A 25,006-nucleotide genomic window follows, 5' to 3' on the forward strand; every position below is an offset into this window, starting at 1 on the left:
GCCGGGATGCAGTTACGTTCGCAGGAGTGTGGACGAGAGGAGACCAGATGGCAACGTTCGGAATGGAAGAGGAATACGCCATTCTCGACCCCATGACCCTCGCACCCCGGGACGAGGCGCCGGCCGTTTATCGCGCCCTGCGGGTGGAGCGCGGCGAGAGCCGCAACATTCAGCGTGAGTTTCTGCTGAGCCAGCTGGAGCGGCCGACCCCCGTGTGCGAGACGGCCGAGGCCGCGCTCGCCGACCTCATCGGCTTTCGCCGGAGGCTGCGGGATGCGGCGACGAGCGTCGGTGTCATCGCCGCGTCAACGGGCACCTACCCGCTCGTGGCAAATCCCATCGTGCTCACCGACAAGTCCCGGTATCACCGAGTGCTCGATGAATACCGCCACGTGGCGAAGGAATACTTCTACGGCGGATTGCATGTGCACGTAGGCATCGACGATCGTGAATCCGGGGTGCGAGCGATGAACGCGCTCCGCGTCTGGATGCCCGTCATCGCGGCCCTCGCCGGCAACTCACCGATGTGGAAGGGCGAAGACACCGGGTTCTCGAGCTACCGCATCATTCAGCTTCAGCGGTGGGCGACCAGGGGCACCCCGCCCGCCTTCGTCGACGCAGATGACTACGATCGACGGTCCGCCCGCATCGTGGGGGTCGGGGGAACCTTCGACGACGCGCTCATCGCCTGGAACATCCGGCTCTCTCGCAAGTTCCCGACCATTGAGGTGCGGGTAGGCGACGCGCAGCTTGAGGCGTGGCACTCCGTGCTCGTGGCGCTGCTGATCCGCGCGCTCGTGAGCACCGCGCTCGCCGACGAGAGCCCCGCGGACCCGCTCCACCCTGAGCTCATCGATTCTGCGCTGTGGCTTGCCGCCCGCGATGGCATCTCTCACCGGCTTGTGCACCCGTTCACGGGCGAACTCGAGGTGTCGAGAACGGTTGTGGATGCGCTGCTTCAGCACACCGCCGCCGCGCTCGCCGCAGAGGGAGATGCCGAGCGAGTAACCGAGTGGATCGACCGGCTGTTTGCCGAGGGGACCGGCGCCGATCGGCAACGAGTCGCCTATTCGGCTGGCGGAGTCCCCGCCCTGGCGGCGCTCATGCGCGGGGCGCTCGCGCCCGAATAGTCGGCGAAGAGCTGGGCCCAGTGGACCAGCACAATCGGTAACCTGCAGGGCTACCTGCTCGAAACACCCGCGCAATAGTGCGTCCCTAGGCTCCGGACATGGACGGGCTCTTCGAGGGATACGGCAGTGGCGCGAGTCGCCGCCGCGGCCCTGCGCCCTGGGATGAGATGTTCGATCAGCACAGCAGCGTGCGCCAGGGCTATAAGGAGCTTCACGCCGGGCTAGCAAAGATGACCCAGGCAGAGCTGCGCGGTCGCACAGAAGACCTCGCCAACTCCTATCTGGCCCAGGGGGTGACCTTCGACTTTGCCGGCGAAGAGAGACCGTTCCCCCTCGATGCCGTGCCTCGGCTCATCGACCAGCACGAGTGGCAGGCGGTTTCGGCCGGGGTGCAGCAGAGGGTGCGAGCCCTTGAGGCGTTCCTCTCTGATGCGTATGGCCCGCAGACTGCGGTGCGCGACGGCATCATCCCCGCGAGGCTCGTGACGTCGTCGACCCATTTTCATAGGGCCGCCGTCGGCATCGAACCCGCAAACGGTGTGCGCATCCAGGTCAGCGGCATCGACCTGATCAGGGATGAAGCGGGCGCCTGGCGTGTGCTCGAGGACAATGTGCGCGTGCCAAGCGGGGTGAGTTACGTGATCTCGAACCGACGAGTCATGAGCCAAACCCTGCCAGAGCTGTTCGCGAGCATGAAGGTGCGCCCCGTCGCCGACTACCCGAGCAAGCTTCTCGGGGCGCTCAGGGCGAGCGCGCCCGCTGGCGTGGAGAGCCCCACCGTTGTTGTCCTCACCCCCGGTGTTCACAACTCCGCCTACTTTGAGCACACTCTGCTTGCCCGGCTCATGGGCGTCGAGCTCGTCGAGGGGCGGGACCTCTTTTGCTCTGGCGGCAGCGTCTACATGCGCACGACGGCGGGCCCCACCCGGGTGGATGTGATCTACCGCCGTGTCGACGATGACTACCTCGACCCTTTGCACTTTCGGGCAGATTCCGTGCTCGGCACACCGGGAATGCTGCTTGCTGCCCGGCTCGGTCGGGTCACGATTGCCAATGCGGTCGGAAACGGGGTGGCCGACGACAAGCTCGTCTACACGTATGTGCCCGACCTCATCCGCTATTTTCTCGGCGAAGAGCCGCTGTTGCCCAATGTGACAACCTGGCGACTCGAAGACCCGGAATCGCTTGCCGAGGTGCTCGATCGACTCGACGAACTCGTGGTTAAACCGGTCGATGGCTCCGGTGGCAAGGGGCTTGTCATCGGGCCGGATGCCAGCAGAGCCGAGCTCGATGAACTGCGCCTCAGGCTCGTGGCCGACCCGCGGGGGTGGATTGCCCAACCGCTCGTGCAGCTCTCAACGATTCCCACACTTGTCGATGACGGCATGCGCCCGAGGTACGCCGACCTGCGCCCGTTTGCCGTCAACGACGGGCGCGATATCTGGGTGCTGCCGGGTGGGCTCACGCGAGTGGCCCTGCCCGAGGGCGAACTCGTGGTCAACAGCAGTCAGGGAGGCGGCTCAAAAGACACCTGGGTCGTAGGTGATGTGCACGAACCCGCGTGGCCCGTCGGACCCGACCGGCGTGCCCCATCCGCATTCTCCCGGGGCGAGAGGTTGCAAGACCACGCTCCGGCGGATGCGGCGTCTGGGCAACGACAACACGAACAACAACAACAAAGTCGGGAGACACGGCAATGCTGAGCCGAATCGCCGAATCACTCTTTTGGATCGGGCGTTACATCGAGAGAGCCGATGGCACCGCCAGTGTGCTCGACGCGCACCTGCAACTGCTGCTCGAGGACCCCTGGATTGACGAGAACCTGGCGTGCCGTTCCATCCTCGAAGTGATGGGAGCCAAGATTCCCGAGACCGGCGACATGACCCGGCAGGACGTGCTCTCGCTGCTCGCCGTTGACCGTTCCCAACCCACCGCGATCGCCTTCTCACTGGGCGCGGCACGGGAGAACGCCCGCCGGGCCCGCGAGATCGTCTCAACCGAACTATGGGAGTGCCTCAACACGACGCGGGCGCGCACGCCGCGCAAGGTCGCCGACGACAAGGTGCATGCCTTCATCGCGTGGGTGCGGGAGCGCTCGGCGCTCGCCGTTGGCATCATCGAGTCGGCAACGCGGCGCGACGAAGCCTGGTATTTCTTCACCCTCGGCAGGAGCCTCGAGCGCGCCGATATGACGGCACGGCTTCTGGCCACACGCTCACTGACAGAAGACAGCGGGCCATCGTGGACCACGATCCTGCGCAGTTGCGGGGCTTACGAGTCGTATCTGCGCACGCACAGCGGTTCGCCCAGCGCCGTGCGCGCGGGGGAGTTTCTGCTGCTTGATCGGCAGTTCCCCCGCAGCATCCTTTTCTCGCTCACGAGGGCGGAGCAATGCCTCGACGAGATCGAACCGAGATCTGAGACGGCGGCACCCGATCAGAGCAGGCGCATGCTCGGCCAAATCCGCAGCGAGATCGAGTACCGACCCATCGCGGAGATCCTCGAGGACCTGCCCGCACATATGGAGAGCGTGCAACTGGCCACAAGCTCGGTTTCGGAGCAGGCACGGCTGCGGTACTTTCCGAACGATGCTGCTCCGAGCTGGGTAGGGGAAACCACATGAACCGGTTACGCGTCCGTCACGTTACGGGGTTTCGTTACACCTCGCCCGTCGCCGCGTCGTACAACGAGGCCAGGATGCTGCCCATCACGACCGACGGCCAGTTTGTTTTGCATGCCAGCATCGACATTCAGCCCGCGTCGAGCCACCACGAATACACGGACTACTGGGGCAGCAGGGTCTCGGCGTTCGAGGCATTGAGCGGCCACCACGAGCTCTCGCTCACGTCGACGAGCCTCGTAGAGGTGAGCCATCGCCGACACGACCATGAGCCGATCGGCTGGGATGACCTCGCCGCCGAAGTCGAGCGCCTCGTCGAGACGGTCGAGCATCTTGAGCAGAGTGAGCGCACGACCCCACCTGCTGAGCTGGCCGACCTCGCCTCCGAGATCGCGGAGGCCTCTGCCGGGCCGTGCGATGCCGCCCGGCGAATTTGCATCGCAATCGGTGAGCAACTCGACTACGTCAGCGGCATTACCGGCGTCAACTCGACAGCGGCGGAGGCCTGGGCGGAACGCAAGGGGGTTTGCCAAGACTTTGCGCACCTTGCCCTCGGAGCGCTTCGCTCGATCGGCATTCCCGCCCGCTACGTCTCCGGCTACCTGCATCCAGACCCTGAGCCCATTGTGGGGGTTACCCAGGAGGGCGAATCCCATGCGTGGGTCGAATGGTTTTGCGGGGTCTGGTGCGGGTTTGACCCCACCAACGGCATCGATATCGGCGACCGCCACGTGCTCGTGGGTCGAGGCCGCGACTATGGCGATGTTCCGCCGCTGAGGGGCGTGTACTCAGGCGGCACCGCCTCAGAGATGTTCGTGCGCGTTGACATCACCCGCGAGGCCTAGCGAGCGCTTAGCTCTTCTGGTTGTTGGCCTCGACGACAGCGATTTCTCGGGTCGCAGCATCCGGACTCACGTCATCCTTGACGACCGCGCGGCCGTCGCCGAGGTACTCCATGCGCACGCGTCGTTCGCCCCGGTGGAGGCGTAGACGCAGTCCACGATGGCGGATCATCCACCACAGGGCGATTGCGGCAGCGAGCAGGCCCGAGATTGCCGCGAGACCGAGGCCCCACCGCGGGCCGAGCTCGTTGGTGATCCAGCCCGTGACGGGGGCGCCGAGGGGGGTCCCGCCCATGAAGATGGCCAGGTAGAGGGCCATAACTCGGCCGCGAAGCTCGGGCGGAGTCGTCGTCTGAACGTAGGCATTGGCGCTCGTCATCATGGTGAGTGAGCTGAGCCCTACGAGCACGAGCGCTGCGGCGAACGTGACGTAGTTAGGCATCACGGCCGCGATTACGCACGCCACACCAAAGGCTGCGGCGGCCGCCGTCACAATGCGCAGGCGTGGTCGCTCGCGCCGCGCCGCGATGAGCGAACCGGCGACGGCACCGACCGCCATGAGCGACGAGAGAAGCCCGAACTCGCCGGCTCCCTGGCCGAACTCCACGGTGGCCATCGTGGAGATGAAAATTGCAAAGTTGAAGCCGAAGGTGCCCACCAGGAACACCATCACGAGCGTGACGACAATGTCGGGTCGACCGCGCACGTAGCGGTATCCGTCCCGAATCTGGCCTTTCGCCCGCGGTGCTGGCCGTGACGGCATCAGTTCATTGCGCCGCATTTGGGTGAGCGAAACGAACACCGCAATGAACGACGCCGCATTGATGATGAACACCCATCCGGCGCCGATGAGGGCCACCAGGATGCCCGCCACGGCAGGCCCCACAAGGCGCGCGCTGTGGAACGAGAGCGAGTTGAGACCCACGGCATTCGTGAGATCTTTCTCTCCCACCAGCTCCGAGACGAACGCCTGCCGCGAGGGAGCATCGAACGCCGACACCACTCCGAGGGCGAGAGCGAAGGCGTAGACCTGCCAGAGCTGCGCGACGCCAAAAACCACGATGAGTCCGAGCCCCAGTCCGAGCGCGCCGAGCAAGACCTGGGTGAGCATGAGCATGCGGCGCTTGTCGACCCGGTCGGCGATGAGACCGGTGATGGGGGTGAGCACAAGCGCTGGGCCGAACTGCAGCGCCATCGTCACGCCGAGCGCTGCGGCGTCGTGATCCGTTAGGTCAGTGAGCACGATCCAGTCCTGCGCGGTGCGCTGCATCCACGTGCCGATGTTGGAGACGAGCGCGCCGGCGAACCAGAGCCGATAGTTGTAGATGGAGAGCGAGCGGAACATTGCCTTCATTCCTCGGCCAGCTCTCGGAGGACGGGCTCGGCGGCGCGGAGGATGGCGAGCTTCTCTGGGGCGAGCTGCGAGAGGCGCTGGGCAAACCACGCGTCCCGGCGGCGGAGGGTTTCTTGCGTGATCTCGAGCCCCGCATCGGTGAGGGTGACGATCACTTTTCTGCCGTCATCGGGGGAGGACCCCCGCGAAACGAAGCCGGCGTCCTCAAGCGCGTTGATCATGCGGTTCATCGAGGGCGGAGTCACGCGCTCTCGCGTGCTGAGTTCGCCGATGCTGAGCGGGCCGTGCTGCAGCAGGCCAAAGAGCACCGCGAGCTGGCCGTCGCTGACGTCGTCCCGGGCTCGCTGCGACCGGATGCGCCGGGCCAGGCGGGCGATCGTGAGTCTGAGGGTGGGATTGGGGTGATTCGGCATAGACAATTAGCCTAACAAATTAGCTTTGCTAAGCAAATCGCCGCGCAGAACGCCAAACTCCCTGCGGATGCCGCCGCCAGTGGCGGCTACGCCCCTTCAGATCACCAGCGGTTCGTCACGTGCTCGGCCCACCCCAGAACGCCGTCGACCGGCACGCGCTCGCCCGAATCGTCGGCCATCCAGCCCGAATAGAAACCGAAGCACTGGTGGGTCGCCGAGGCGATCACCACAAAGTTGGTGCTCGAGACCCGGTCATAAAACGGCGTGAAGGTCAGGTCGGCCCGCTCCCCGGTGATGCGCCACGGGCGCAGCCAATCCTCCTGGTCGTAATCCCACACCAGCTCCTCGCTGATCTTGTGCATGCGGCCATCGACCATCAGAGCGTTTTCGGTTGATCCAGATCCCGCGGTCCACTTGCCGCCGAGCTGCACGCCAATCGTGCGGCCGTCGACGACACCGGATGCCGCGCCCCAGTTCCAGGTGAGCGTGTAAGGCCAGCGGCCCCTACCGTGGTCAAGCACGGCCCAGCTCTCGCCCTGCTGCACCGTAGAGGTCACCCCATCGATCGTGATGGATCCCGTCGCGGGGCGCGCAACATCCTTCACCGTGTACTGAAACAGACGCTTCGACCACGGCACAACGACGCCCATGAACTCGTGCCCCTCTGGGCGGTGCGCCATCACGTCGAAGCTCACGCGTGGGGTCGAGCCTCGCAGCCGCGTGCCACCCTCAACCTCGTCGATCGTGATCTCCAGTGTGCCCACCCGCACATGAGCCTGACCCGCGCCCAGCGTGCCCGGCAGCGTGGGGCCGGCCCACGGCATCGTGATTTCGGTCGCGTCGACGGCCTCGCCCGTCGCCCGATCGAACGCCCATACCTGGTGCAGGCCCGCATAGTCGAGGCTCGACACCGTAATGGCCAGGATGTGGGTGGGCGTCGTGACGCCCCAGTACTCCCAGCGCTTGTTGCGACCCCAGCCGTAGAGCCCAGTGCCGATGCCGTCGGTGTTCAGAAGCGGGCTGCGGTAAAAGCCCACGGCATCCGGGTTGAGTCGGCCGTTTGGCAGGCACAGCTCAGTGGGCGTAAGAATTTCACGTTCGGGCACCAATGACCGCCTTAGAAGAAGGGATGTTGGGGCGATCCTAGCGACGAAGCCGTCAGTGCCTGAACCGGGCGCCGCAGCGGCCCCGGCTCTACACTGGAACACCACTATGACGGAGGAGTCACCGTGATTCGCTTCACCGCCGAACGCAAGGATCGCAGCTTCGTCGACCCCGAGGGCGTCGAGATCCACTTTTATCAGTGGAAGGTCGGAACACCGCGGGCCATCGTGCAGATCGCCCACGGGCTAGGCGACCATGCCCTGCGCTACGAGCAGGTCGCGCAAGACTTCGTGGCCGCCGGCTACACGGTCTATGCCGACGACCACAGAGGCCACGGCCGCACTGGAGCAACGCAGTGGGCGGGGGCGCCAGAGAAAATGGGCCGCCTCGGGCCCGGCGGGTTGCGGGCCACCGTCGCCGACGTTCGCCAGATGACGGCCATCATCCGCGCCGAGAATCCCGGCGTTCCCGTCGTGATGGTGGGCCACAGTTGGGGATCGCTCCTCGCGCAGATCATTCTCAACGAGCATCCCGAAGACTTTGATGCCGTCGTGCTGAGCGGCAGCGCACTGCGCACGTTCCGCCACATGAACGGCGGCAAACTCAACGCAAAGCACGCCCATCTCGGAACCACGGGTAACGAGTGGCTCAGCCGCGATCCCGCGGTGGCGGCAGCGTTCTCCGACGACCCCCTCGCTTTTGCGGCATCGGCAATCAAGCAGTTTGGCCTGCGCGACAGCCTCCGACTGATGGGCAAGCCCGCCCGCGACCTTGCTCACGACGTTCCCCTGCTCATCCAGGTGGGCAGCGATGACAGCTTTGGCGGTGAGCGCAGCGCCGAACTCTTGGCCGAGGCCTACATCACACGCTCGGGGCTTACGGACGTCGAGCTCATCGTTTACCTCGAAGCGCGGCACGAGATCTTCAACGAGACCAACCGTGACGAGGTCATCGCCGACACCCTCGGATGGCTGGATACTCGAGTCCCGAGCTAGACCCCAGCGACCGCTGCCCCTCTGCGTGCGGGGCCGTCGTGCGCACGAGCGCCGCGCGCCAGTTAGGCTTGCCTAAGCAAAGAGCGAGGAGGACCCGGCATGCACGGGGAGTACAAGGTGCCCGGCGGCAAGCTTGTTGTCGTCGACCTCGATGTTGAGCAGGGCCGCATTGCTAACTTCCGGCTCGCCGGTGACTTCTTTCTCGAGCCAGACAGCGCCCTCGACGACATCAACGCCGCAGTTAACGGCATGCCAGAATCCAGTGATTCGGCAAGCATCGCAACCGCGATCAGCCGGGCGCTGCCCGATGGCGCGCAGCTCTTGGGCTTCTCTCCCGAGTCGGTGGCCATCGCCATCCGCAGGTCGCTCTCGAAGGCCAGTAGCTGGACCGACTACGACTGGAAGCTCATCCACGGCGAAGCGCTGCCGCCTCGCCTGCACCTGGCTCTCGACCAGGTGCTCACAGAAGAAGTGGGGGAGGGCCGACGCGGGCCCACTCTGCGCATCTGGGAGTGGAACGAGCCGGCCGTCGTAATCGGCAGCTTTCAGTCCCTCAAGAACGAGGTAGATCTCGCCAACGCCGAGAAGTATGGCATCGACGTTGTGCGCCGGATCAGCGGTGGTGGCGCCATGTTCATGGAGGCCGGCGGAATCATCACGTGGTCGCTCTATGTGCCGGGCGATCTCGTGCAGGGCCTCACGTTCGCCGATTCGTATGCGTTCCTCGACGAGTGGGCCGTGACGGCGCTCAAGTCGCTCGGCATCGACGCGAGCTACCAGCCGCTCAACGACATCACGAGCCCGTCAGGCAAGATCGGCGGAGCAGCCCAGAAGCGTCTCGGCAATGGCGCCGTTCTGCACCACGTGACCATGAGCTACGACATGGACCGGGACCGCATGGTCGAGGTTCTGCGCATCGGCCGCGAGAAGATGAGCGACAAGGGCACCAAGAGTGCCAACAAGAGGGTCGACCCGCTCAAGACGCAGACGGGGCTGAGCCGCGACGCGATTATCGAGCGGATGGTCGACACGTTCCGCGGACTGTATGGCCTGACGCCCGACGAGGTTACGCCCGACGAGATGGCCAAGGCCGAGCAGTTGGTCACCGAGAAGTTCGCCACCGATGCGTGGCTCAAGCGGGTGCCGTGAACGAAAAGACTCGCACGCGCCGCAGAGGCGTGGTGCTCACCCTTGTGCTCGTTGTCGCATTGCTTGGCGGCGTTTTGTTGTCGGCGATGGTCGGTCAGCTGCCCGTCACCCCCACCGAGGTGATCGGCTCGATCCTTCGGGCGATGGGGATCCAGAACGAATGGGCTCCCACCGACCCCATCGTTGAGGCCACCTTGTGGGCGGTGCGGTTCCCGCGCATCGTCATGGGCCTCGTCGTCGGTGCTGCGCTGGCGGTTGCCGGTGCCGTAATGCAGGCGATCTTCGGCAACCCGCTGGCCGAACCCGGCGTCGTTGGGGTGTCATCCGGTGCCGCTCTTGGCGCTGCCGCCGCGATCGTCTTTGGGCTCACGGCGTTTGGCGGATGGATCGTGGCCGTTATGGCATTCGCCACAGGCCTGCTGTCGGTGCTGCTGGTGTACTTCGTTTCTCGCTCGAGCGGCCGTACCGAGGTGGTCACCCTGCTGCTCACCGGAATCGCCATCAACGCGTTCGCGGGGGCGGGGCTCGCGATGCTCATGTTCGCCGGCGACGCGTCGAGCCGTGAGCAGATCGTTTTCTGGCAGCTCGGTTCGATGAATGGCGTTCGGTGGAACGAGGTCGCGATCGTTGCGGTCGTCACAATCGCCGGCATCATTGGCGCGATGTTCGCCGCCCGCCGCTACGACCTGCTCGCGCTCGGTGAGCGTGCCGCCAAGCATCTCGGCGTCAATGTTGAGCAACTGCGTGTCGCGTCGATCGTGCTCGTTGCCCTGCTGACGGGTGTCGCGGTGGCCTTCTGCGGCATCATCGCGTTCGTCGGCCTCGTAGTGCCCCACATCATCCGTATGGCTATCGGCCCGGCTCACCGGCCGCTCATCCTGGCCAGCGCCATCGGCGGCGGTGTTCTGCTGGTCTTCGCGGACATCCTGGCGCGCACCCTCATCTCGGGGGCCGACCTGCCCATCGGCATGCTCACGTCGCTTGTTGGTGGGCCGTTCTTCTTCTACCTGCTCTACCGTGCGCGCAAGCAGAGCGGGGGGTGGGCGTGATGGCCAACTCTGTGACGGTCTCGGCCCGCAGCATTGGGGTCACGATCGACCGCGCCACGCTGCTGCAGGATGTTTCACTCGATATCCGCGGCGGCGAAGTCTTGGCCTTGGTGGGGCCCAACGGTGCGGGCAAGTCGACGCTGCTCGGCGTGCTTTCGGGCGACCGCGCCCCTGCCGAGGGTCGGGTCGAGTACGACGGGCGCGACGTCGCCACGCTCAAGCATCTTGAGCTCGCCCAGTTGCGCTCGGTGCTCACGCAGGAATACTCGGTCAGCTTTCCGTTCCGCGTCCGCGAGGTCGTTGAGATGGGGCGCAGCCCTTGGTCTCGCGTGACGGATATCGATAACGATGACGAGGTCATCGACGCGGCGCTTGCCGCGACGGATGTTGCGCATCTGGTCGATCGCCGCTTCACCTCGCTGTCGGGTGGTGAAAAGGCGCGGGTGTCGCTCGCTCGCGTTCTCGCCCAGAGCACCCCCGTCGTCTTTCTCGATGAACCAACGGCCGCCCTGGACCTGCGTCACCAAGAAGATGTGATGCGGGTCGCCCGCCGACTCGCTTCGGAGGGGCGCGCCGTCGTGGTCGTGCTTCATGACCTCTCGCTCGCGGGAGCGTATGCCGATCGCATCGCGCTGCTCGCCGACGGGCGCATGGTTACGGTCGGCACGCCTGCCGAGGTCCTCACTGCGGATCTCGTGCGCAATGCCTACGGGCTCGAGGTGCAGATTCTGCATCAACCCGAGACGGGCCGCCCCATCGTGCTGCCTGTACGCCACTGATCTGCCCTCTCCCGCGGGCTCTCGGCACGAGAGCCGTGCCAGCGGGTGGGAGGATGGTGCCATGACCGCCTGGACCCCCGATTGCCCGAACCGGGTGATGCAGGGCGACAACCTCGAGCTGATCGCCGGGCTCCCCGATGGCGCATTCACCCTCGTTTACCTCGACCCTCCTTTCAACACGGGTCGGAGTCAGACCCGTCAGACAACGACGAGTGTGCGCAGCGCCGAGGGTTCCGTTCGCGGCTTTAAGGGCCAGAACTACGAGCGCATCCGCGGCGACCTCATGAGCTACGACGACCACTTCGAGGATTACTGGTCGTTTCTCGAACCACGACTCATGGAGGCCTGGCGCCTCCTCGCCGATGACGGCACGCTCTATCTGCATCTCGATTACCGCGAGGCGCACTACGCCAAGGTCATGCTCGACGCGCTCTTTGGCCGCGAGTGCTTTCTCAACGAGATCATCTGGGCCTATGACTACGGCGCCAAGTCCAAGAGCCGGTGGCCCACCAAACACGACACGATTCTCGTCTATGTGAAGAATCCGGATGCTTACCACTTCGATTCCGAGGCGGTCGATCGCGAGCCCTATATGGCGCCGGGGCTTGTGACCCGCGAGAAGGCGGAGCGGGGCAAGCTGCCGACTGATGTGTGGTGGCACACGATCGTCTCGCCCACCGGCTATGAGAAGACCGGCTATCCCACTCAGAAACCCGAGGGCATCCTTCGCCGCATCGTGCAGGCGTCGTCACGGCCGGGGGACTGGGTCATCGACTTTTTCGCCGGGAGCGGCACGACGGGGGCGGTTGCCGCGGCCCTCGGGCGCAAATTTGTGCTCGTAGACCGCAGTGATGAATCGATGGCGGTAATCCGCGCCCGCCTGAAGAAGGCCTCTGTCGAGGCCGAGTTCATGGGGCAACCCGCGGCCGAAGCCGCGGGCACGGGCACATAGGCGCGGCGCGACTCGCGGACGCTCCGGCCGTTTCTCGTCTAGACCGACTGGCGCTCAATCAGGTGTGTGGGGATGATCGTGCGGCGAGGCACGTCTTCCCCATTGATGAGCCGCACCACAACCTCGGCGATGGCCGATCCTTGCCGCACTGACGGCTGGTCGATCGTCGTGAGCGGCGGCAGCGAGTTCTGGGCGTAGTAGTCGTTGTCGATGCTGACGATGCCGAGGTCTTCTGGCACGCGGAGGCCGTGCTCGCGCAACGCCACCAGCGCTCCTGAGGCCATCTGCGCGCTCGCGGCGAAGAGCCCATCGATCGGTTCTCCGCGATCGAGGAGTCGGCGCATCGCCTGTTCGCCGCCACTGGGGGAGAAGTCGCCCTCTTCGTGCAGCGAGGCGTCGAGCCCGGCAGCCTCGAGAGCCTCGCGCCAGCCCTGAGTGCGGTCGATGCCGGAGGCCATGTCGTGGGGTCCGCTGATCGTGGCGATGTTCTTCTTGCCGTGATCGATGAGGTACTGAGTAGCCTCGCGAGCAGCAGCAACGTTGTCGACGTCCACGAAGTAGCTCTGCGAGCTGTCCTCGCTCATGGGACGGCCGCCGAAGACCACGGGCATGCGCTGGGATAGCTGCACATACGAGCCGTCATCGCTGTGATGGGAGAGGATCAGCGCCCCATCGACGTTGCCGCCCTGCAGGTAGCGCCGGGTCTTCTCCGACTCCGTCTCTGACGCGATGAGCAGGCTGAGCGTGTATTCGGTGTCGGCCAGGTACATCGCTGCGCCCTGGATTACAGAAGCAAAATAGGGGTCCGCGAAGAACTTGGCCGTGTTCTCGGGGATGACGAGGGCGATCGCGTGAGTGCGACGGCTCGCCAGTGACCGAGCCGCACGGTTGGGCACATAACCGAGGCGGTCGATTGCCGCGGTGACCGCAGTGACAACCTCTGGGGTGACGTTGGGGCTCCCGTTGACCACGCGTGAGACCGTTGACCGTGACACCCCGGCGAGCTCCGCCACTCTCTCGAGTGTGGGAGCGGTTGCCGCAGAGGCTTCGCCGATGCTCATGACACTGCATCCTTTTCGGTCAGGGTGGTGCTGGGAGCCAGTCTAAGCATGGACGCTCGCGTGCTCCGCGATGATGCTGGCGTACTCGAGCCCGCTGTCTTTAATTGTGCGCACCTGGGTGTCGTAATCCACGTGCACGATGCCGAATCGCTTGTCGAATCCCCACGCCCACTCGAAGTTGTCGAGCAGCGACCAGAGAAAGTATCCTCGCACGTCGGCTCCGTCGGCGACAGCATCGTTGACAGCCTCGACGTGGGCGCGAATGTAGGCGGCGCGCTCCGGGTCAGAGACCCGGCCATCGATAACGACGTCGCCATCGTAGGAGGCGCCGTTCTCGGTGACGTAGAGCGGGGGCAGCGTGGGGTACTGCTGCGTGAGCCGCACCAGGAGGGTGCGCAGCCCCGAGGGGTTGACCTCCCATCCCATCGCCGTGCGGGGCAGGTGGCGGCTGGGAAAGGTCACATATTCCGACCCGACGAATGGCGATGACTTGGGGCTCGGCGTCGGCTGCAGCCCCGCCGGAGTGCCCACGGGCAGCGGATGTCCGCTGACGTTGTCGTCGTGGTAGTGGTTGACGCCCAAAAAGTCGATGGGTGCCGAGATCGTCTGCATATCGCCGGGCAGAATCAGCTCGGCAAGGCCGTAATCCCGCACATCATCGAGAAGGTCCACGGGGTAGGCGCCCAGCAGGATCGGCTCGAGGAACATGCGGTTCCATAGCGCGTCGATGCGGCGGGCGGCCTCGAGATCGACGGCATCCGTCGGGTCGTTGGGCACCGCATTGGTCAGGTTGAGCGTGATGCCGATCTCGAGGGGCTGTGCCGCCAGCTCCCGAAGGGCCGTCGTGGCCAGCCCGTGGGCGAGGTGCTGGTGGTGCACCGCGGCGAGGGCAGCGCGGGGATCCTGCAGACCGGGGGCATGCTCGCCCGCGGCATAACCGATGAGGGATGAGCACAGCGGTTCATTGAAGGTGGTCCAGTGGTCGACTCTGTCGCCGAGCACCTCGTGCACCGTCGCCGCGTAGTCGCGGAACCGGTAGGCCGTGTCGCGGTTAGCCCAACCGCCCTTCTCCTGCAGGGCCTGCGGCAGGTCCCAGTGATACAGGGTGAGCCAGGGAAGGATGTTGGCATCCAGCAGTTCGTCGACCAGGCGGCTGTAGAACTCGAGACCCTTTTTGTTGACCTCGCGGTCGCCGGGCTTGATGCGGGCCCAGCTGGTGGAGAACCGGTAGGACTGTAGCCCGATGCGCTTCATAACCTCAACGTCGGCCGGCATGCGGTTGTAGTGGTCGACCGCGACCTCGGGGGTGTCGCCCTGGGCGATGGCGCCGGGAACGCGAGCGAAAGCATCCCAGATCGAGTCTTCTTTGCCGTCGTTGTGGGCGGCGCCTTCGATCTGAGCGGCCGCAGTGGCCGAGCCCCACACAAAATTGTGGGGGAGGTGGGTGATGAGTGTCTGAGGCATTTAGCCCTTCACTGCTCCTTGCATGATTCCAGAGATGAGCTGCTTGCCGGCGAGGATGAACAGAACGAGCAGGGGGAGTGTCGACAGCACCGCGCCGGCGAGCACGATGGAGAAGTTGACGTAGTAGCCCGACTGCAGTTGCGAGAGTGCCACCTGCAGGGTGGGGTTGTTGGGCAGCACGAGCATGGGCCAAAGGAAGTCGGTCCACGCGGTCATGAAGGTGAAGAGACCCAGGATGGCCATTGCGGGCCGAGCCGCGGGAACCCCCACATGCCAAAAGGTGCTGATCATGGATGCACCGTCGACCCTGGCGGCCTCGATCAATTCGTCGGGAATCACATCCACCAGGTATTGCCGCATGAAGAACACGCCAAACGCGGTGACCAGCGTGGGCACGATCACGGAGCCGATCTCGCCCGTCCAGCCCCACTGGCGCATCAGGATGAAGAGCGGGATGATGCCGAGCTGAGTCGGGATCGCCATCGTGGCGATGACGGCCACCATGAGCCAGTTGCGGCCGCGAAAGCGCAGCTTGGCGAATGCGTAGCCCGCGAGTGTGGAGAAGGTGACAACCGAGAGCGTGATGACGGATGCCACGATGATGCTGTTGGCGAGGGCCTGCCAGAACGGCACGGCATCGAACACCGTGAGGGCGTTGCTCCAGAAGTTGCCGCCGGGGATCAGCGGAGGCCATGGCGTGCCCAGGGCGCTGTTATCGCGGGAGGCGATGACGAACGACCACCAGAACGGGTAGGCCGAGCCGAGCAAGACCACGATGAGGACGGCATAGACGAACCAGCCGGGTCGGCGATCAAGGCCTACGGCCCTGCGGCGCCGGGGAGCGGCCGGGGGGCGAGGGGCTGCGGGCGGTGCCGCTGCGGCGGGGGGCCTGACGGTGGTGGTCATAGCTTCGCGTCCTCTGCGATGGTGCCGGGCGTGGTGACAGCCGCCTCGATCTGGGTGGCCTGCGCTTCTCGCATTTCGTCGAGACGCTTCTTCGTGCGCCGCTTGCTCACCCTGACCTCGGCCGAGCCGATGCGTTGCGATAGCCCGAAGTTGATGAGGCCGATGACGATGATCAGCAAGAAGAGAATCCAGGCGATGGCCGCTGCCTCGCCAAAGTCTTGGCGGAAGAACGCCATCTCCCAGAGGTAGAGCACGGTGGTTTGGAACTGCCGATGGGCACCGCCAATGCCTCCTGCGGTCGACGGGTCGAACAGCTTGGGCTCGGCGAAGATCTGCAGGCCGCCGATCGTGGCGGTGATGATGACGAAGATCATGGTGGGGCGGATGCCCGGCAGGGTGATCGAGAAGAAGCGGCGGAACGCGCTGGCTCCGTCGAGGGCGGCAGACTCGTGCAGATCGCGCGGGACGGCCTGCATCGCGGCGAGCAGGATGAGGGCGTTGTAGCCGGTCCAGCGCCAGTTGACCATCGTTGCGATTGCCACGTGGCTGGCGAAGGTGTCTTGATGCCACGCGATGGGATCCATCCCAAAGTTCTTGAGCAGGTTATTGATGAGGCCGTACTGGTCGCCGAACAGGTTGCTGAAGATGATCGCGACGGCAACGGGGGTGACAACGTAGGGCAGCAGCACGCTCATGCGCCAGAACGTCTTGCCGCGGATATTGCTGTCGAGCACCGCGGCGAGGAACACGGCAACCGTGAGCTGTGGGATGGCCGAGAGCAAGAAGATGCTGAACGTGTTGAACAGCGAGTTCCAGAAGAACCGGTCTTGAAGGATGCTGACGAAGTTGGTGAGGCCAATGAACTCGCCCTGACCTTTGAGCAGGTCCCACTCGTGGAGCGAGACGACAAAGGTGTAGATGAGGGGGTAGAGGCCGGTCGCGGCAAAGAGCACGAAGAACGGGGCGATGTAGAGGTAGGGGGAGACCTTGACATCGAGACGGCTCAGTCGCTGGCGGGGGGTGAGATTGGTCATCGTCTGCCCATTCGTTCAGGCGGTCCGGGCCGGGGGTGCCGGTCGACGTGCCGTGGAGGGTGTGCACCGATCGGTGCGAAGGAGAGGGGCGTGTGGCCTCCGGCTCCGGGTTACCGGAGGCCACACTGTGGGGGTGTTGTGGTGCTGTTACTTCACGAGCTCCTCGAGCAATGTCAAGGCCTCTTGCCACGCCTGCTCGCCGTTCGAGTTGCCAGAGTCAAGCGACTTGATGGCAGGTCCGAAGACGTTCTCCTGAATGAGCGAGTCCTTCGGGCCCTTGAACTGAGCCTTTACGCCCTCAGCGCGCGAGGCGAGGATTGTGCCGACGGGGGCGTCGTTGAAGAACTCGTTGGGCGTTCCGCCTGCCGCGAGTTCCTCCTGAGCCTCAGTCGTGGACGGGAAGGTGCCAGCGGCCTCGAACTGCTTGACCTGCTGCTCGGGAGCGGTCAGCCACGCGGCGAGGGCTGCAGCCTCTTCCTGGTGCTTCGACGAGGTCGGAACCGAGAGGAATGCTCCACCCCAGTTGCCAGCGCCGCCGGGGAATACGTCGGCGAAGTCCCAGCCGGAGGTGGCGTCTCCGCCGCCCTTCTCGACCTGCTCCTTGACAACGCCAAGCATCCAGCCGGGGCAGACGAACGTTGCGAACGTGCCGTCAACGAATGCCTTGCCTCCGCCCCAGTCCCACTGGGACTGGTTGGCGGTGAGTCCGCCGGATGCTGCGTCGGCCAGCTCGAGGAACGCGGCCTTCATCTCGGCGTTGTCTTCGATGTTGAGCTCACCGTCTTCGGTGTAGTAGCCCTCTGGCATCTGGTTGACGATTGCGTGCCACACGAAGCCGGACTGGTCGTACCAGGCCTTGCCCGTTGCCGCCTTGTACTGGTTACCGACCTCGTAGAACTTGGACCAGGTCGCGTCGTCGCCGCCGAGCAGCGCCGCAACGCCCTCGCGGTCTGAGGGCATACCCGCTGCCTCGAGGAGCGTTCCGTTGTAGCAGACGCCCGTCGGGCCGATGTCGGTGCCGTAGCCGATGATGCGGCCGTCGGCGTCGGTGCCCTGGTCGAGCTTCCAGTCGACCCAGCGGTCGGCAATGTCTGCCGCGCCAAAGTCGTTGAGGTCAACAAACTGGTCGGAGACCTCCATGACGGAGCCGAGCCAGCCTTCTTCGATCGCAACGATGTCGCTGAGTCCGCTGCCCGCGGCGATCTTGGTGAACGCGTCGGTGCGGGCGTTTCCACCCGTGTCGATGTTGGTCGCCTTGATCTTGATGCCGGGGTTGGCCTTCTCGTACTCCTTGTAGAGGTCGTCGTAGCCGAAGGTTCCGAACGTGGTGATGCTCAGTTCGATGTCTTCGTTCTCGCCGCCGGGGGATGCCGAGCATCCCGCCGCGACAAGGGCAAAAGCTGCTGCGCCAGCGACGGCGGCAACAGCGGTGGTGCCTCGTGAAAGCTTCACGGTCACTCCTTTGTGTGCGTGGTGGGTGTGGGTGTCCGCGGGGCGCCAAGTGGGTGGTCGTGGGAGCGCTCTCACGAATCGCCTTCACCCTAGGCAGACCGCGAAAGCGTGTCAATACGCAATCCTCCAGCCTGAGAAAAATCGCAGGTCAGAGCACCATAACAATTTGGGAGCGCTCCCACGGGGAGCCGCGCCGGGGGACAAAATGCGCATCGCGAGCGATCGGGCCGCGCCCGTCGGCACCGCCGACAGTTGAGCCAATAGGGTGGAGCCCATGGTTCCCGACCGGCGCAAAAACGACGTCTATCTCAGGCGGCGAATTGTGGTCGGCATCGGCGCGCTCGTCGCCCTCGGACTCGTGGCCTCCGGAGTTGCCATCGTTATGGCACCCCGCGCACCCGATGCCGCCGCTCCCGCGTCGACGCCGCCAGCATCCGCCTCCCTTTCGGAGGTCCCGGCAGAGACCGTGAAGCCCGCCCCTAAGCCCACGCCCGAGCAACCCCAGTTCGACAAGACGGCCCGATCGATCGACGACCCCGCCAGCATCTGGGTCGTCGCCAATAAGACTCGACCCCTCGCGCCCCTCAGCTTTGCGCCTGCCGACCTCGTCACGGCCAAGGTGCCATACACGGCCAACGCCGTGCTGCGCGCAGAGGCTGCCGCCGCGATGGAGCAGATGTTCGCCGCAGCACAGGCCGAGGGCGCGGGAGCCCTCATGCTTCAGAACGCCTACCGCTCGTATGAGACCCAGGTGTCACTGCACAACTCCACGGTCGCTCGGCTCGGAAAAGACAAGGCTCGCGCCCAGAGCGCAGTTCCCGGGTACAGCGAGCACCAGACCGGGTTGTCGGCCGACATCATGTCGTCGCCCCAGGTGTGCTCGGTTGAGGCCTGCTTCGGGCAGACACCGCAGGGCATATGGCTCGCAGAAAACGCCTGGCGCTTTGGGTATCACTTGAGATACCCGGCCGATAAAACCCCCATCACCGGGTACATCTACGAGCCGTGGCACTACCGCTACATCGGAGTCGAACTGGCCACGGAGATGCGCGACCAGGGCGTCACGACGCTCGAAGAGTTCTTTCGGCTACCGCCGGCCCCCGACTACGCGCCGGGGGTCTGACCGGGAGCCTCCACCTGGTCAACGTCGACCTCATCGGAATCGCCAGCACTGGCAGCGGCGAGCGTCGCGTCGACAATCGCCTTGGCCTCCTTCTGCACCTCGGCCAAGTGGTCGGGGCCAACAAAGGATTCCGCATAGATCTTGTAGACGTCTTCTGTGCCGCTCGGGCGAGCGGCGAACCACGCCCGCTCCGTAACAACCTTCACCCCGCCGATGCTTGCACCGTTGCCGGGCGCCTCGCTGAGCTTGGCAATGATCGGGTCGCCCGCGAGCTCATCAACCGTGATTGCATCACCGTCGAGCTGTGCCAGCGTGGCCTTCTGCGCCGGAGTCGCGGCAGCATCCACCCGCTCATAGGCGGGATCGCCGAACTCGTCAACGAGCTCCGCATACAGCTGCGAGGGCGTCTTGCCCGTAACGGCAAGAATCTCACTCGCCAGCAGGCACATGACGATGCCGTCCTTATCGGTGCTCCAGGCGGTGCCGTCCTTGCGCAAGAAGGAGGCGCCTGCGCTCTCTTCGCCGCCAAACGCGACGCTGCCATCGAGCAGGCCGGGCACAAACCATTTAAAACCAACGGGCACTTCGAGCAGTTCGCGTCCGAGCGATTCGGCGACCCGGTCGATCATGGCGCTCGACACGAGAGTCTTGCCGATCGCGGCATCTTCGCTCCACTCCGGCCGGTGCGTAAACAGGTACCGGATGGCCACGGCGAGAAAGTGGTTGGGATTCATGAGGCCGCCATCGGGCGTGACGATGCCGTGCCGGTCTGCATCCGCATCATTGCCCGTAAGAATGTCGAAATCATCCTTGCGAGCCAGAACCGAGGCCATCGCCGAAGACGACGACGGGTCCATGCGAATCTTGCCGTCCCAGTCGAGCGTCATGAACGACCAGGTGGGGTCGACGATGGGGTTCACGACCGTGAGGTCGATGCCATAGCGATCCCGGATCGCATCCCAATAGTTAACGCTGGCGCCGCCGAGCGGGTCGGCGCCGATGCGCACGCCTGCCTCGCGAATCGCATCGAAGTCGATGATGCTGCCGAGATCATTCACATAGTTCGTGCGGAAGTCGTAGGTGGCGATCGCCGTCGGCTCTGCCATGAGCACCTCGGCGTTGCCGCCCGCCAGGATTTCGTTGGCGCGGTCGGCGATCCACGACGTCACGTGGCTGTCGGCCGGGCCGCCGTGCGGCGGGTTGTACTTGAATCCGCCGTCGCGGGGAGGGTTGTGGCTTGGGGTGATGACGATGCCGTCGGCGAGACCCGGCCCGCTCGGCTTGGTGCGACCGCCGCCATTGCGGTTGGCAGGCCCCGTGCGGTTGTAGGTGAGAATCGCGTGCGAAAGCGCAGGGGTTGGCACGTAATCGGCGAAGGTGTCCACCCGGACATCAACCTTGTTGGCGACCAGCACTTCGAGGGCCGTGGTCTCGGCAGGGCGCGAGAGCGCGTGGGTGTCGCGGCCAATAAATAGGGGGCCGGTGATGCCCTCTTTTGCTCGGTAGTCGACGATCGCCTGCGTAATCGCGGCGATGTGCTGCTGGTTGAAAGCGGTGTCGAGAGACGACCCGCGGTGGCCAGAAGTGCCAAAGGCAACCCTCTGGGAGGGGATCGAAACATCGGGGGTCAGGGCGTAATACGCATGGATTAACTCCGACACCTCGACGAGGTCATCGGGCATGGCGGGGGTTCCAGCTCGGTGGTTCACAACTAAAGACTCTCCCACAAATAGACTTTGTGCCATGCCAGATTCCCCGCGCGAGCAGACTTACAGCTATCTGGGACCTGCGGGAACCTTCACCGAGGCGGCCCTTGCTCAGGTGCCAGAGGCCCAAGGCAAGACCTGGCGAGCCGTGAACAACGTCGGCGAAGCCCTCGGAGATGTGCTCGAAGGGCGCAGCGTTGCCGCCATGATCGCCATCGAAAACTCCGTGGATGGCGGTGTCAGCGCCACTCAGGATGCTCTCGCGACGATGACGGGGCTGCGCATCGTTGGTGAATACCTCGTCTCGGTGAACTTTGTGCTGGTCGCCCGCCCGGGAACAACGCTGGCGGATATCCGGGTCATCAACGCACATCCTGTCGCCTACGCGCAGTGCTCCCGCTGGCTCGGAGCCAACCTGGCCAGCCACGGGCACATCCCTGCCACCTCAAATGTTGCCGCCGCGGCATCCCTCTTCGACAATGCTCAAGCGGATGCTGCAATCGCCCCGCCGGGAATCACCGCCCATTACGACCTCGAGGTGCTCGCAGAGGGCATCGGCGACAACCCCAACGCGGTTACCCGCTTCGTGCTCGTGAGCCGCACGGTGCCCGTGCCCGAGCGCACCGGGTCTGACAAGACCAGCATTATCGCCGAGCTACCCGACAACAAGGCCGGCCGACTCCTCGAAATGCTCGAGCAGTTCGCCACCCGCGGTGTGAATATGAGCCTGATCGAGTCGCGGCCCATCGGTGACGAGCTCGGCCGCTACCGGTTCGTGATCGACCTTGAGGGCCACATCCTTGATGAGCGAGTCGCGGATGCACTGCTGGGACTCAAGCGGTTCAGCCCCAATGTGATCTTTCTCGGGTCGTATCCGCGGGCCGATCGTGCGCGCCCGACCGTGACGCCACGCTATGAAGATGCTGCGTTCACCGATGCGCGCGACTGGCTGCGCGGGCTCATTGCGGGAGAACCCGCAGCATAAGGTCGACACGCGGGGGCTAAGCCGTCACAATGGCGCCATGACCGAGCAGACGACGCCTCCGATCGACCCCCGGTTCGATCCGCTGTTTCAGCGCGGATATGCCGACAGCCCGAGTCACGCCGCAGACCAACGGTGGGGCCTCGGCGTCGCCAGCGCCGTCGGTCACCGGCCCGCCCAGGCGGAGCCAGCGCAGGCGCAGCCAGCGCAGGAACAGCTCACCCAGCCTGCCCAGGCCACCCAGCCTGCCCGGGCCACCCAGTATCCACCGGCCCCGGCCCCGCCAGCCGCAGAACCGGCCGCGCCCGTCGTGAGCCAAGCGGCCCTCGGCGATGAACCTGTCACGCGCACGTCGCTGCGCAATCCGTTCGTTTATGTGCTCGCCGGCGCGAGCATCCTTCTGTTCGTTTCTGCGGTGGCCATTCTCGTGCGCGCCGCCGAAATGCAGACCACGGGTGTCGTGGCGCAGCAGGACATGCTGATTCAGCAGCTCTCATGGAGCCTGGCGCCGCCCATGCTCAATGGCGGAGTCATCGGCATAGTCGCCGTGCTGATCTACCTTGCCTTCGCCTGGCAGCGAGAGACGACCCGTCGCTAAGCGGGCACGCGGATCTTCATCGAAAGCGGGTCGACGTGCGCCTTAAGGGCGACCGCCGTGCCGAACGGGTCACCGTCGAGCTCGAACTCCTCAGGGCGGCCGAGCCGCGCCACGAACTCCTTGCCCCGCATATAGCGAAGCGTGCGCACCTCTTTGGTGTACGAGAGCATCTTGCGCCCCACCTGGCTGCGCCGCAAAACACCGTTCTCCCACACGACCTTGACCCAGATCTGCACCCAACCGATTAGACCCTGCGGGCGAAGCGCTACGACATCGAGAACGCCATCGTCGACGAGCGCATCGGGCAGCAGCAATAGGTTTCCCGGCAGGGTGCCGCAGTTGCCGATGAGCACGGTGTGCGCCGTCATGGCCCGGGGGGTCGACCCGTCAACGCTAAACCGCAGGCGGATGCGGCCGTTGCCTTTAAGGGAGCGGGCAATCGCATCGACGTAGGCGAGCCATCCGACCCGCTTTTTGAGTTCGGGGTTGGTGTTCTGCAGCATCTGGGCGTCGAGCCCGACGCCAGCCATCACGAGAAAGGTGAAGGATTCGCGCGTGCCATCGGCCCGTTCGGCTTCGACGATTCCCACGTCGATCGTGCGGTCCTCGCCCGTGAAGGCGGTTGTCACCGACTGGGCGAGGTCGAGGGAGAGTTCGAGGTTGCGCGCGAGCAGGTTGCCCGTGCCAGAGGGCAGCAGGCACAGCGGCACGTCGGTGTTGTGCAGGCCCTGCGCCACACAGCGCACGGTGCCGTCGCCACCAGCGGCGAGCACGACGGTGGCTCCCTGCGCGATCGCCTCAATGGCCTGGCTGGTGCCCGGCTCATCTTCTGTTGTGGCGAACCACAGGGTTTCACCCCAGCCCTCTGCCTGCTGGGCATCGGCGATGAGGGATCGGAGGGCATCTTCGTCGACCTTGATCGGGTTGTAGACGACAGCGGCACGTTTCTCGGAGACGGTCACATGAGCCACGGTAGGGCATGCGAGGCCGAATAGACTGGAGGAGTGATCGACCCGCAGCTGCTTCGTGAAAACCCCGACGCCGTCAAAACCTCCCAGCGCGCTCGTGGTGCGTCCGTCGAGCTTGTCGATGCGGCCCTCGAGGCCGACGTTCGGCGCCGCTCCGCGATTGCGGAGTCGGAGTCTCTGCGCGCAAGCCAGAAGGCCCTCGGCAAGCAGGTCGCCCAGGCCAAGGGCGACGAGAAGCAGGCGCTGCTCGCCGAGGCGCAGCAGCTTGCCGCTCGGGTCAAAGAGCTGACCCAGGCAGCGGCGGATGCTGAGGCCGACTTTACGAAGACAGTCGGCGCCATCCAGAACCCCATCATTGAGGGTGTGCCCGCCGGTGGCGAAGAGAACTTTGTGACCCTTCGCGAGGTCGGCGAGAAGGCCACATTCGACTTCGAACCGCGCGACCACGCCGAGCTCGGCGAGATTCTGGGCGCCATCGACATCCCCCGCGGCGTGAAGGTCTCGGGCAGCCGCTTCTACTTTTTGCGCGGCAACGGTGCACGCCTCGAACTCGCGCTCATGAACATGGCCCTCGACAAGGCCATCTCCGAAGGCTTCGTTCCCCTCATCACCCCCACGCTTGTGCGGCCGGAGATCATGGCGGGCACCGGGTTCCTGGGCGAGCACTCCGACGAGATCTACTACCTGCCTGCCGACGATCTCTACCTCACGGGAACGAGCGAGGTGGCGCTCGCCGGGTACCACTCCGACGAGATCATCGACCTCGCTGACGGCCCATTGCGCTACGCCGGGTGGTCGACCTGCTACCGCCGCGAAGCCGGCTCCGCTGGCAAGGACAACCGCGGCATCCTGCGCGTTCACCAGTTCAACAAGCTTGAAATGTTCAGCTATGTGCTGGCGGAGAATGCCGAGGCGGAGCACGATCGCCTCGTCGCCTTCCAGGAGGCGATGCTGCAGGCGTGCGAGCTCAGCTACCGGGTCATCGACGTAGCGGCAGGCGACCTAGGCTCCAGCGCCGCCCGCAAGTTCGACATCGAGGCATGGGTGCCGACGCAGGGAACCTACCGCGAACTCACGAGCACCTCGAACTGCACGACCTACCAGGCGCGCAGGCTCGATATCCGCACCCGCACGGAGTCGGGCAAGACCACACCCGTCGCCACCCTCAACGGAACCCTCGCGACGACGCGCTGGTTGGTTGCCATCCTCGAAACGCATCAGCAGGCGGATGGTTCAGTGCGCGTGCCCGAAGCGCTGCGGCCCTACATGGGCGGCCTCGAAGTATTGGAGCCGGTGCAACGGTGACCGACGCAACGGCCCCTCGT

General features: G+C 65.1%; 23 protein-coding genes. 13 read left to right on the forward strand and 10 right to left on the reverse strand.

Translation table 11 applies throughout. The features are described 5' to 3' along the window. The 4 genes from AC062T_RS09140 to AC062T_RS09155 all read left to right on the forward strand — a co-directional run. A partial coding sequence (locus AC062T_RS09140; protein WP_476029332.1) for a carboxylate-amine ligase occupies window positions 1–1,130 on the forward strand: 1,130 nt, incomplete at its 5' end. Window positions 1,131–1,228: 98 nt separating this feature from the next. Next, window positions 1,229–2,833, forward strand: a complete 1,605-nt coding sequence (locus AC062T_RS09145) for a circularly permuted type 2 ATP-grasp protein (RefSeq protein WP_476029334.1) — start codon at window positions 1,229–1,231, stop codon at window positions 2,831–2,833. Beyond that, window positions 2,827–3,753 carry an alpha-E domain-containing protein gene (locus AC062T_RS09150; RefSeq protein ID WP_476029336.1) on the forward strand — a complete coding sequence of 309 codons (927 nt, stop codon included), beginning with the start codon at window positions 2,827–2,829 and terminating at the stop codon, window positions 3,751–3,753. Before AC062T_RS09145 ends, AC062T_RS09150 begins: the two co-directional genes overlap by 7 nt. Beyond that, window positions 3,750–4,595, forward strand: a complete 846-nt coding sequence (locus tag AC062T_RS09155) for a transglutaminase family protein (RefSeq protein WP_476029338.1) — start codon at window positions 3,750–3,752, stop codon at window positions 4,593–4,595. Before AC062T_RS09150 ends, AC062T_RS09155 begins: the two co-directional genes overlap by 4 nt. A 7-nt stretch (window positions 4,596–4,602) precedes the next feature. Here AC062T_RS09155 and AC062T_RS09160 read toward each other — a convergent pair whose 3' ends face one another. From AC062T_RS09160 to AC062T_RS09170, 3 genes are all read right to left on the reverse strand, one after another. Beyond that, window positions 4,603–5,946: an MFS transporter gene (locus tag AC062T_RS09160; RefSeq protein WP_476029340.1), complete on the reverse strand. Its 1,344-nt coding sequence runs from the start codon at window positions 5,944–5,946 to the stop codon at window positions 4,603–4,605. Beyond that, on the reverse strand, window positions 5,943–6,359 hold the full coding sequence (locus AC062T_RS09165; RefSeq protein WP_476029342.1) for a MarR family winged helix-turn-helix transcriptional regulator: 417 nt from the start codon (window positions 6,357–6,359) through the stop codon (window positions 5,943–5,945). The genes AC062T_RS09160 and AC062T_RS09165 overlap by 4 nt, the downstream gene beginning before the upstream one ends. 101 nt (window positions 6,360–6,460) lie before the next feature. After that, window positions 6,461–7,465: a DUF2804 domain-containing protein gene (locus AC062T_RS09170; RefSeq protein ID WP_476029344.1), complete on the reverse strand. Its 1,005-nt coding sequence runs from the start codon at window positions 7,463–7,465 to the stop codon at window positions 6,461–6,463. Window positions 7,466–7,588: 123 nt separating this feature from the next. Between AC062T_RS09170 and AC062T_RS09175 the strand changes: the two genes are divergently transcribed. The 5 genes from AC062T_RS09175 to AC062T_RS09195 all read left to right on the forward strand — a co-directional run bounded on the left by AC062T_RS09175 (window position 7,589) and on the right by AC062T_RS09195 (window position 12,387). Next, window positions 7,589–8,458, forward strand: a complete 870-nt coding sequence (locus tag AC062T_RS09175) for an alpha/beta fold hydrolase (RefSeq protein WP_476029346.1) — start codon at window positions 7,589–7,591, stop codon at window positions 8,456–8,458. 99 nt (window positions 8,459–8,557) lie between these two features. Then, entirely contained in the window at window positions 8,558–9,607 is a 1,050-nt protein-coding gene (locus AC062T_RS09180) for a lipoate--protein ligase family protein (RefSeq protein ID WP_476029348.1), read from the forward strand. Continuing rightward, window positions 9,604–10,656 (forward strand): FecCD family ABC transporter permease, encoded by a 1,053-nt coding sequence (locus AC062T_RS09185; RefSeq protein ID WP_476029350.1) that lies wholly within the window; start codon window positions 9,604–9,606, stop codon window positions 10,654–10,656. The genes AC062T_RS09180 and AC062T_RS09185 overlap by 4 nt, the downstream gene beginning before the upstream one ends. Continuing rightward, the gene (locus AC062T_RS09190) at window positions 10,656–11,435 is read left to right on the forward strand and encodes a heme ABC transporter ATP-binding protein (RefSeq protein WP_476029352.1); all 780 of its coding nucleotides are present in this window, start codon (window positions 10,656–10,658) and stop codon (window positions 11,433–11,435) included. Before AC062T_RS09185 ends, AC062T_RS09190 begins: the two co-directional genes overlap by 1 nt. Before the next feature lie 61 nt (window positions 11,436–11,496). Then, a complete protein-coding gene (locus tag AC062T_RS09195; protein WP_476029354.1) occupies window positions 11,497–12,387 on the forward strand; it encodes a DNA-methyltransferase in 891 nt (296 codons plus the stop codon). A gap of 38 nt (window positions 12,388–12,425) precedes the next feature. Here the strand turns inward: AC062T_RS09195 and AC062T_RS09200 are convergent, their stop codons facing one another. The 5 genes from AC062T_RS09200 to AC062T_RS09220 all read right to left on the reverse strand — a co-directional run bounded on the left by AC062T_RS09200 (window position 12,426) and on the right by AC062T_RS09220 (window position 18,304). After that, window positions 12,426–13,448, reverse strand: coding sequence for a LacI family DNA-binding transcriptional regulator (locus AC062T_RS09200; RefSeq protein ID WP_476029356.1), 1,023 nt, complete (start codon window positions 13,446–13,448; stop codon window positions 12,426–12,428). Window positions 13,449–13,490: 42 nt separating this feature from the next. Beyond that, the gene (locus tag AC062T_RS09205; protein WP_476029358.1) at window positions 13,491–14,912 is read right to left on the reverse strand and encodes a glycoside hydrolase family 1 protein; all 1,422 of its coding nucleotides are present in this window, start codon (window positions 14,910–14,912) and stop codon (window positions 13,491–13,493) included. Beyond that, entirely contained in the window at window positions 14,913–15,818 is a 906-nt protein-coding gene (locus tag AC062T_RS09210; RefSeq protein ID WP_476029360.1) for a carbohydrate ABC transporter permease, read from the reverse strand. Next, window positions 15,815–16,852, reverse strand: a complete 1,038-nt coding sequence (locus AC062T_RS09215; RefSeq protein ID WP_476029361.1) for a carbohydrate ABC transporter permease — start codon at window positions 16,850–16,852, stop codon at window positions 15,815–15,817. Before AC062T_RS09215 ends, AC062T_RS09210 begins: the two co-directional genes overlap by 4 nt. A 147-nt stretch (window positions 16,853–16,999) precedes the next feature. Further along, window positions 17,000–18,304, reverse strand: coding sequence for an ABC transporter substrate-binding protein (locus AC062T_RS09220; RefSeq protein ID WP_476029363.1), 1,305 nt, complete (start codon window positions 18,302–18,304; stop codon window positions 17,000–17,002). Between the two features lie 274 nt (window positions 18,305–18,578). Here AC062T_RS09220 and AC062T_RS09225 point away from each other — a divergent pair, with 274 nt between their 5' ends. Further along, the gene (locus tag AC062T_RS09225) at window positions 18,579–19,427 is read left to right on the forward strand and encodes a M15 family metallopeptidase (protein ID WP_476029365.1); all 849 of its coding nucleotides are present in this window, start codon (window positions 18,579–18,581) and stop codon (window positions 19,425–19,427) included. Here AC062T_RS09225 and pgm read toward each other — a convergent pair. Further along, window positions 19,409–21,136, reverse strand: a complete 1,728-nt coding sequence (pgm, locus tag AC062T_RS09230; protein WP_476029367.1) for a phosphoglucomutase (alpha-D-glucose-1,6-bisphosphate-dependent) — start codon at window positions 21,134–21,136, stop codon at window positions 19,409–19,411. The genes AC062T_RS09225 and pgm overlap by 19 nt on opposite strands. 34 nt (window positions 21,137–21,170) lie before the next feature. Between pgm and pheA the strand changes: the two genes are divergently transcribed. Next, window positions 21,171–22,118, forward strand: a complete 948-nt coding sequence (gene pheA / locus AC062T_RS09235) for a prephenate dehydratase (protein WP_476029369.1) — start codon at window positions 21,171–21,173, stop codon at window positions 22,116–22,118. A gap of 37 nt (window positions 22,119–22,155) precedes the next feature. After that, the gene (locus AC062T_RS09240) at window positions 22,156–22,713 is read left to right on the forward strand and encodes a hypothetical protein (protein ID WP_476029371.1); all 558 of its coding nucleotides are present in this window, start codon (window positions 22,156–22,158) and stop codon (window positions 22,711–22,713) included. Here AC062T_RS09240 and AC062T_RS09245 read toward each other — a convergent pair. Then, window positions 22,710–23,675: a diacylglycerol/lipid kinase family protein gene (locus tag AC062T_RS09245; protein ID WP_476029372.1), complete on the reverse strand. Its 966-nt coding sequence runs from the start codon at window positions 23,673–23,675 to the stop codon at window positions 22,710–22,712. The genes AC062T_RS09240 and AC062T_RS09245 overlap by 4 nt on opposite strands. 42 nt (window positions 23,676–23,717) lie before the next feature. On the opposite strand from AC062T_RS09245, the gene serS reads away from it, so the two are divergent. After that, entirely contained in the window at window positions 23,718–24,986 is a 1,269-nt protein-coding gene (gene serS / locus AC062T_RS09250; protein ID WP_476029374.1) for a serine--tRNA ligase, read from the forward strand. Window positions 24,987–25,006: the final 20 nt, after the last annotated feature.

The sequence above is a fragment of the Homoserinimonas sp. genome, assembly GCF_056262345.1.

Bases quoted from the DNA above. Each gene is read 5' to 3' on its own strand.
- AC062T_RS09225 (WP_476029365.1), top strand. From the start codon at position 18,579: ATGGTTCCCGACCGGCGCAAAAACGACGTCTATCTCAGGCGGCGAATT.
- pheA (WP_476029369.1), top strand. From the start codon at position 21,171: ATGCCAGATTCCCCGCGCGAGCAGACTTACAGCTATCTGGGACCTGCG.
- AC062T_RS09145 (WP_476029334.1), top strand. From the start codon at position 1,229: ATGGACGGGCTCTTCGAGGGATACGGCAGTGGCGCGAGTCGCCGCCGC.
- AC062T_RS09240 (WP_476029371.1), top strand. From the start codon at position 22,156: ATGACCGAGCAGACGACGCCTCCGATCGACCCCCGGTTCGATCCGCTG.
- AC062T_RS09155 (WP_476029338.1), top strand. From the start codon at position 3,750: ATGAACCGGTTACGCGTCCGTCACGTTACGGGGTTTCGTTACACCTCG.
- AC062T_RS09165 (WP_476029342.1), bottom strand. From the start codon at position 6,359: ATGCCGAATCACCCCAATCCCACCCTCAGACTCACGATCGCCCGCCTG.
- AC062T_RS09150 (WP_476029336.1), top strand. From the start codon at position 2,827: ATGCTGAGCCGAATCGCCGAATCACTCTTTTGGATCGGGCGTTACATC.
- AC062T_RS09205 (WP_476029358.1), bottom strand. From the start codon at position 14,912: ATGCCTCAGACACTCATCACCCACCTCCCCCACAATTTTGTGTGGGGC.
- AC062T_RS09210 (WP_476029360.1), bottom strand. From the start codon at position 15,818: ATGACCACCACCGTCAGGCCCCCCGCCGCAGCGGCACCGCCCGCAGCC.
- AC062T_RS09190 (WP_476029352.1), top strand. From the start codon at position 10,656: ATGGCCAACTCTGTGACGGTCTCGGCCCGCAGCATTGGGGTCACGATC.
- AC062T_RS09180 (WP_476029348.1), top strand. From the start codon at position 8,558: ATGCACGGGGAGTACAAGGTGCCCGGCGGCAAGCTTGTTGTCGTCGAC.
- AC062T_RS09215 (WP_476029361.1), bottom strand. From the start codon at position 16,852: ATGACCAATCTCACCCCCCGCCAGCGACTGAGCCGTCTCGATGTCAAG.
- AC062T_RS09195 (WP_476029354.1), top strand. From the start codon at position 11,497: ATGACCGCCTGGACCCCCGATTGCCCGAACCGGGTGATGCAGGGCGAC.
- AC062T_RS09160 (WP_476029340.1), bottom strand. From the start codon at position 5,946: ATGAAGGCAATGTTCCGCTCGCTCTCCATCTACAACTATCGGCTCTGG.
- AC062T_RS09200 (WP_476029356.1), bottom strand. From the start codon at position 13,448: ATGAGCATCGGCGAAGCCTCTGCGGCAACCGCTCCCACACTCGAGAGA.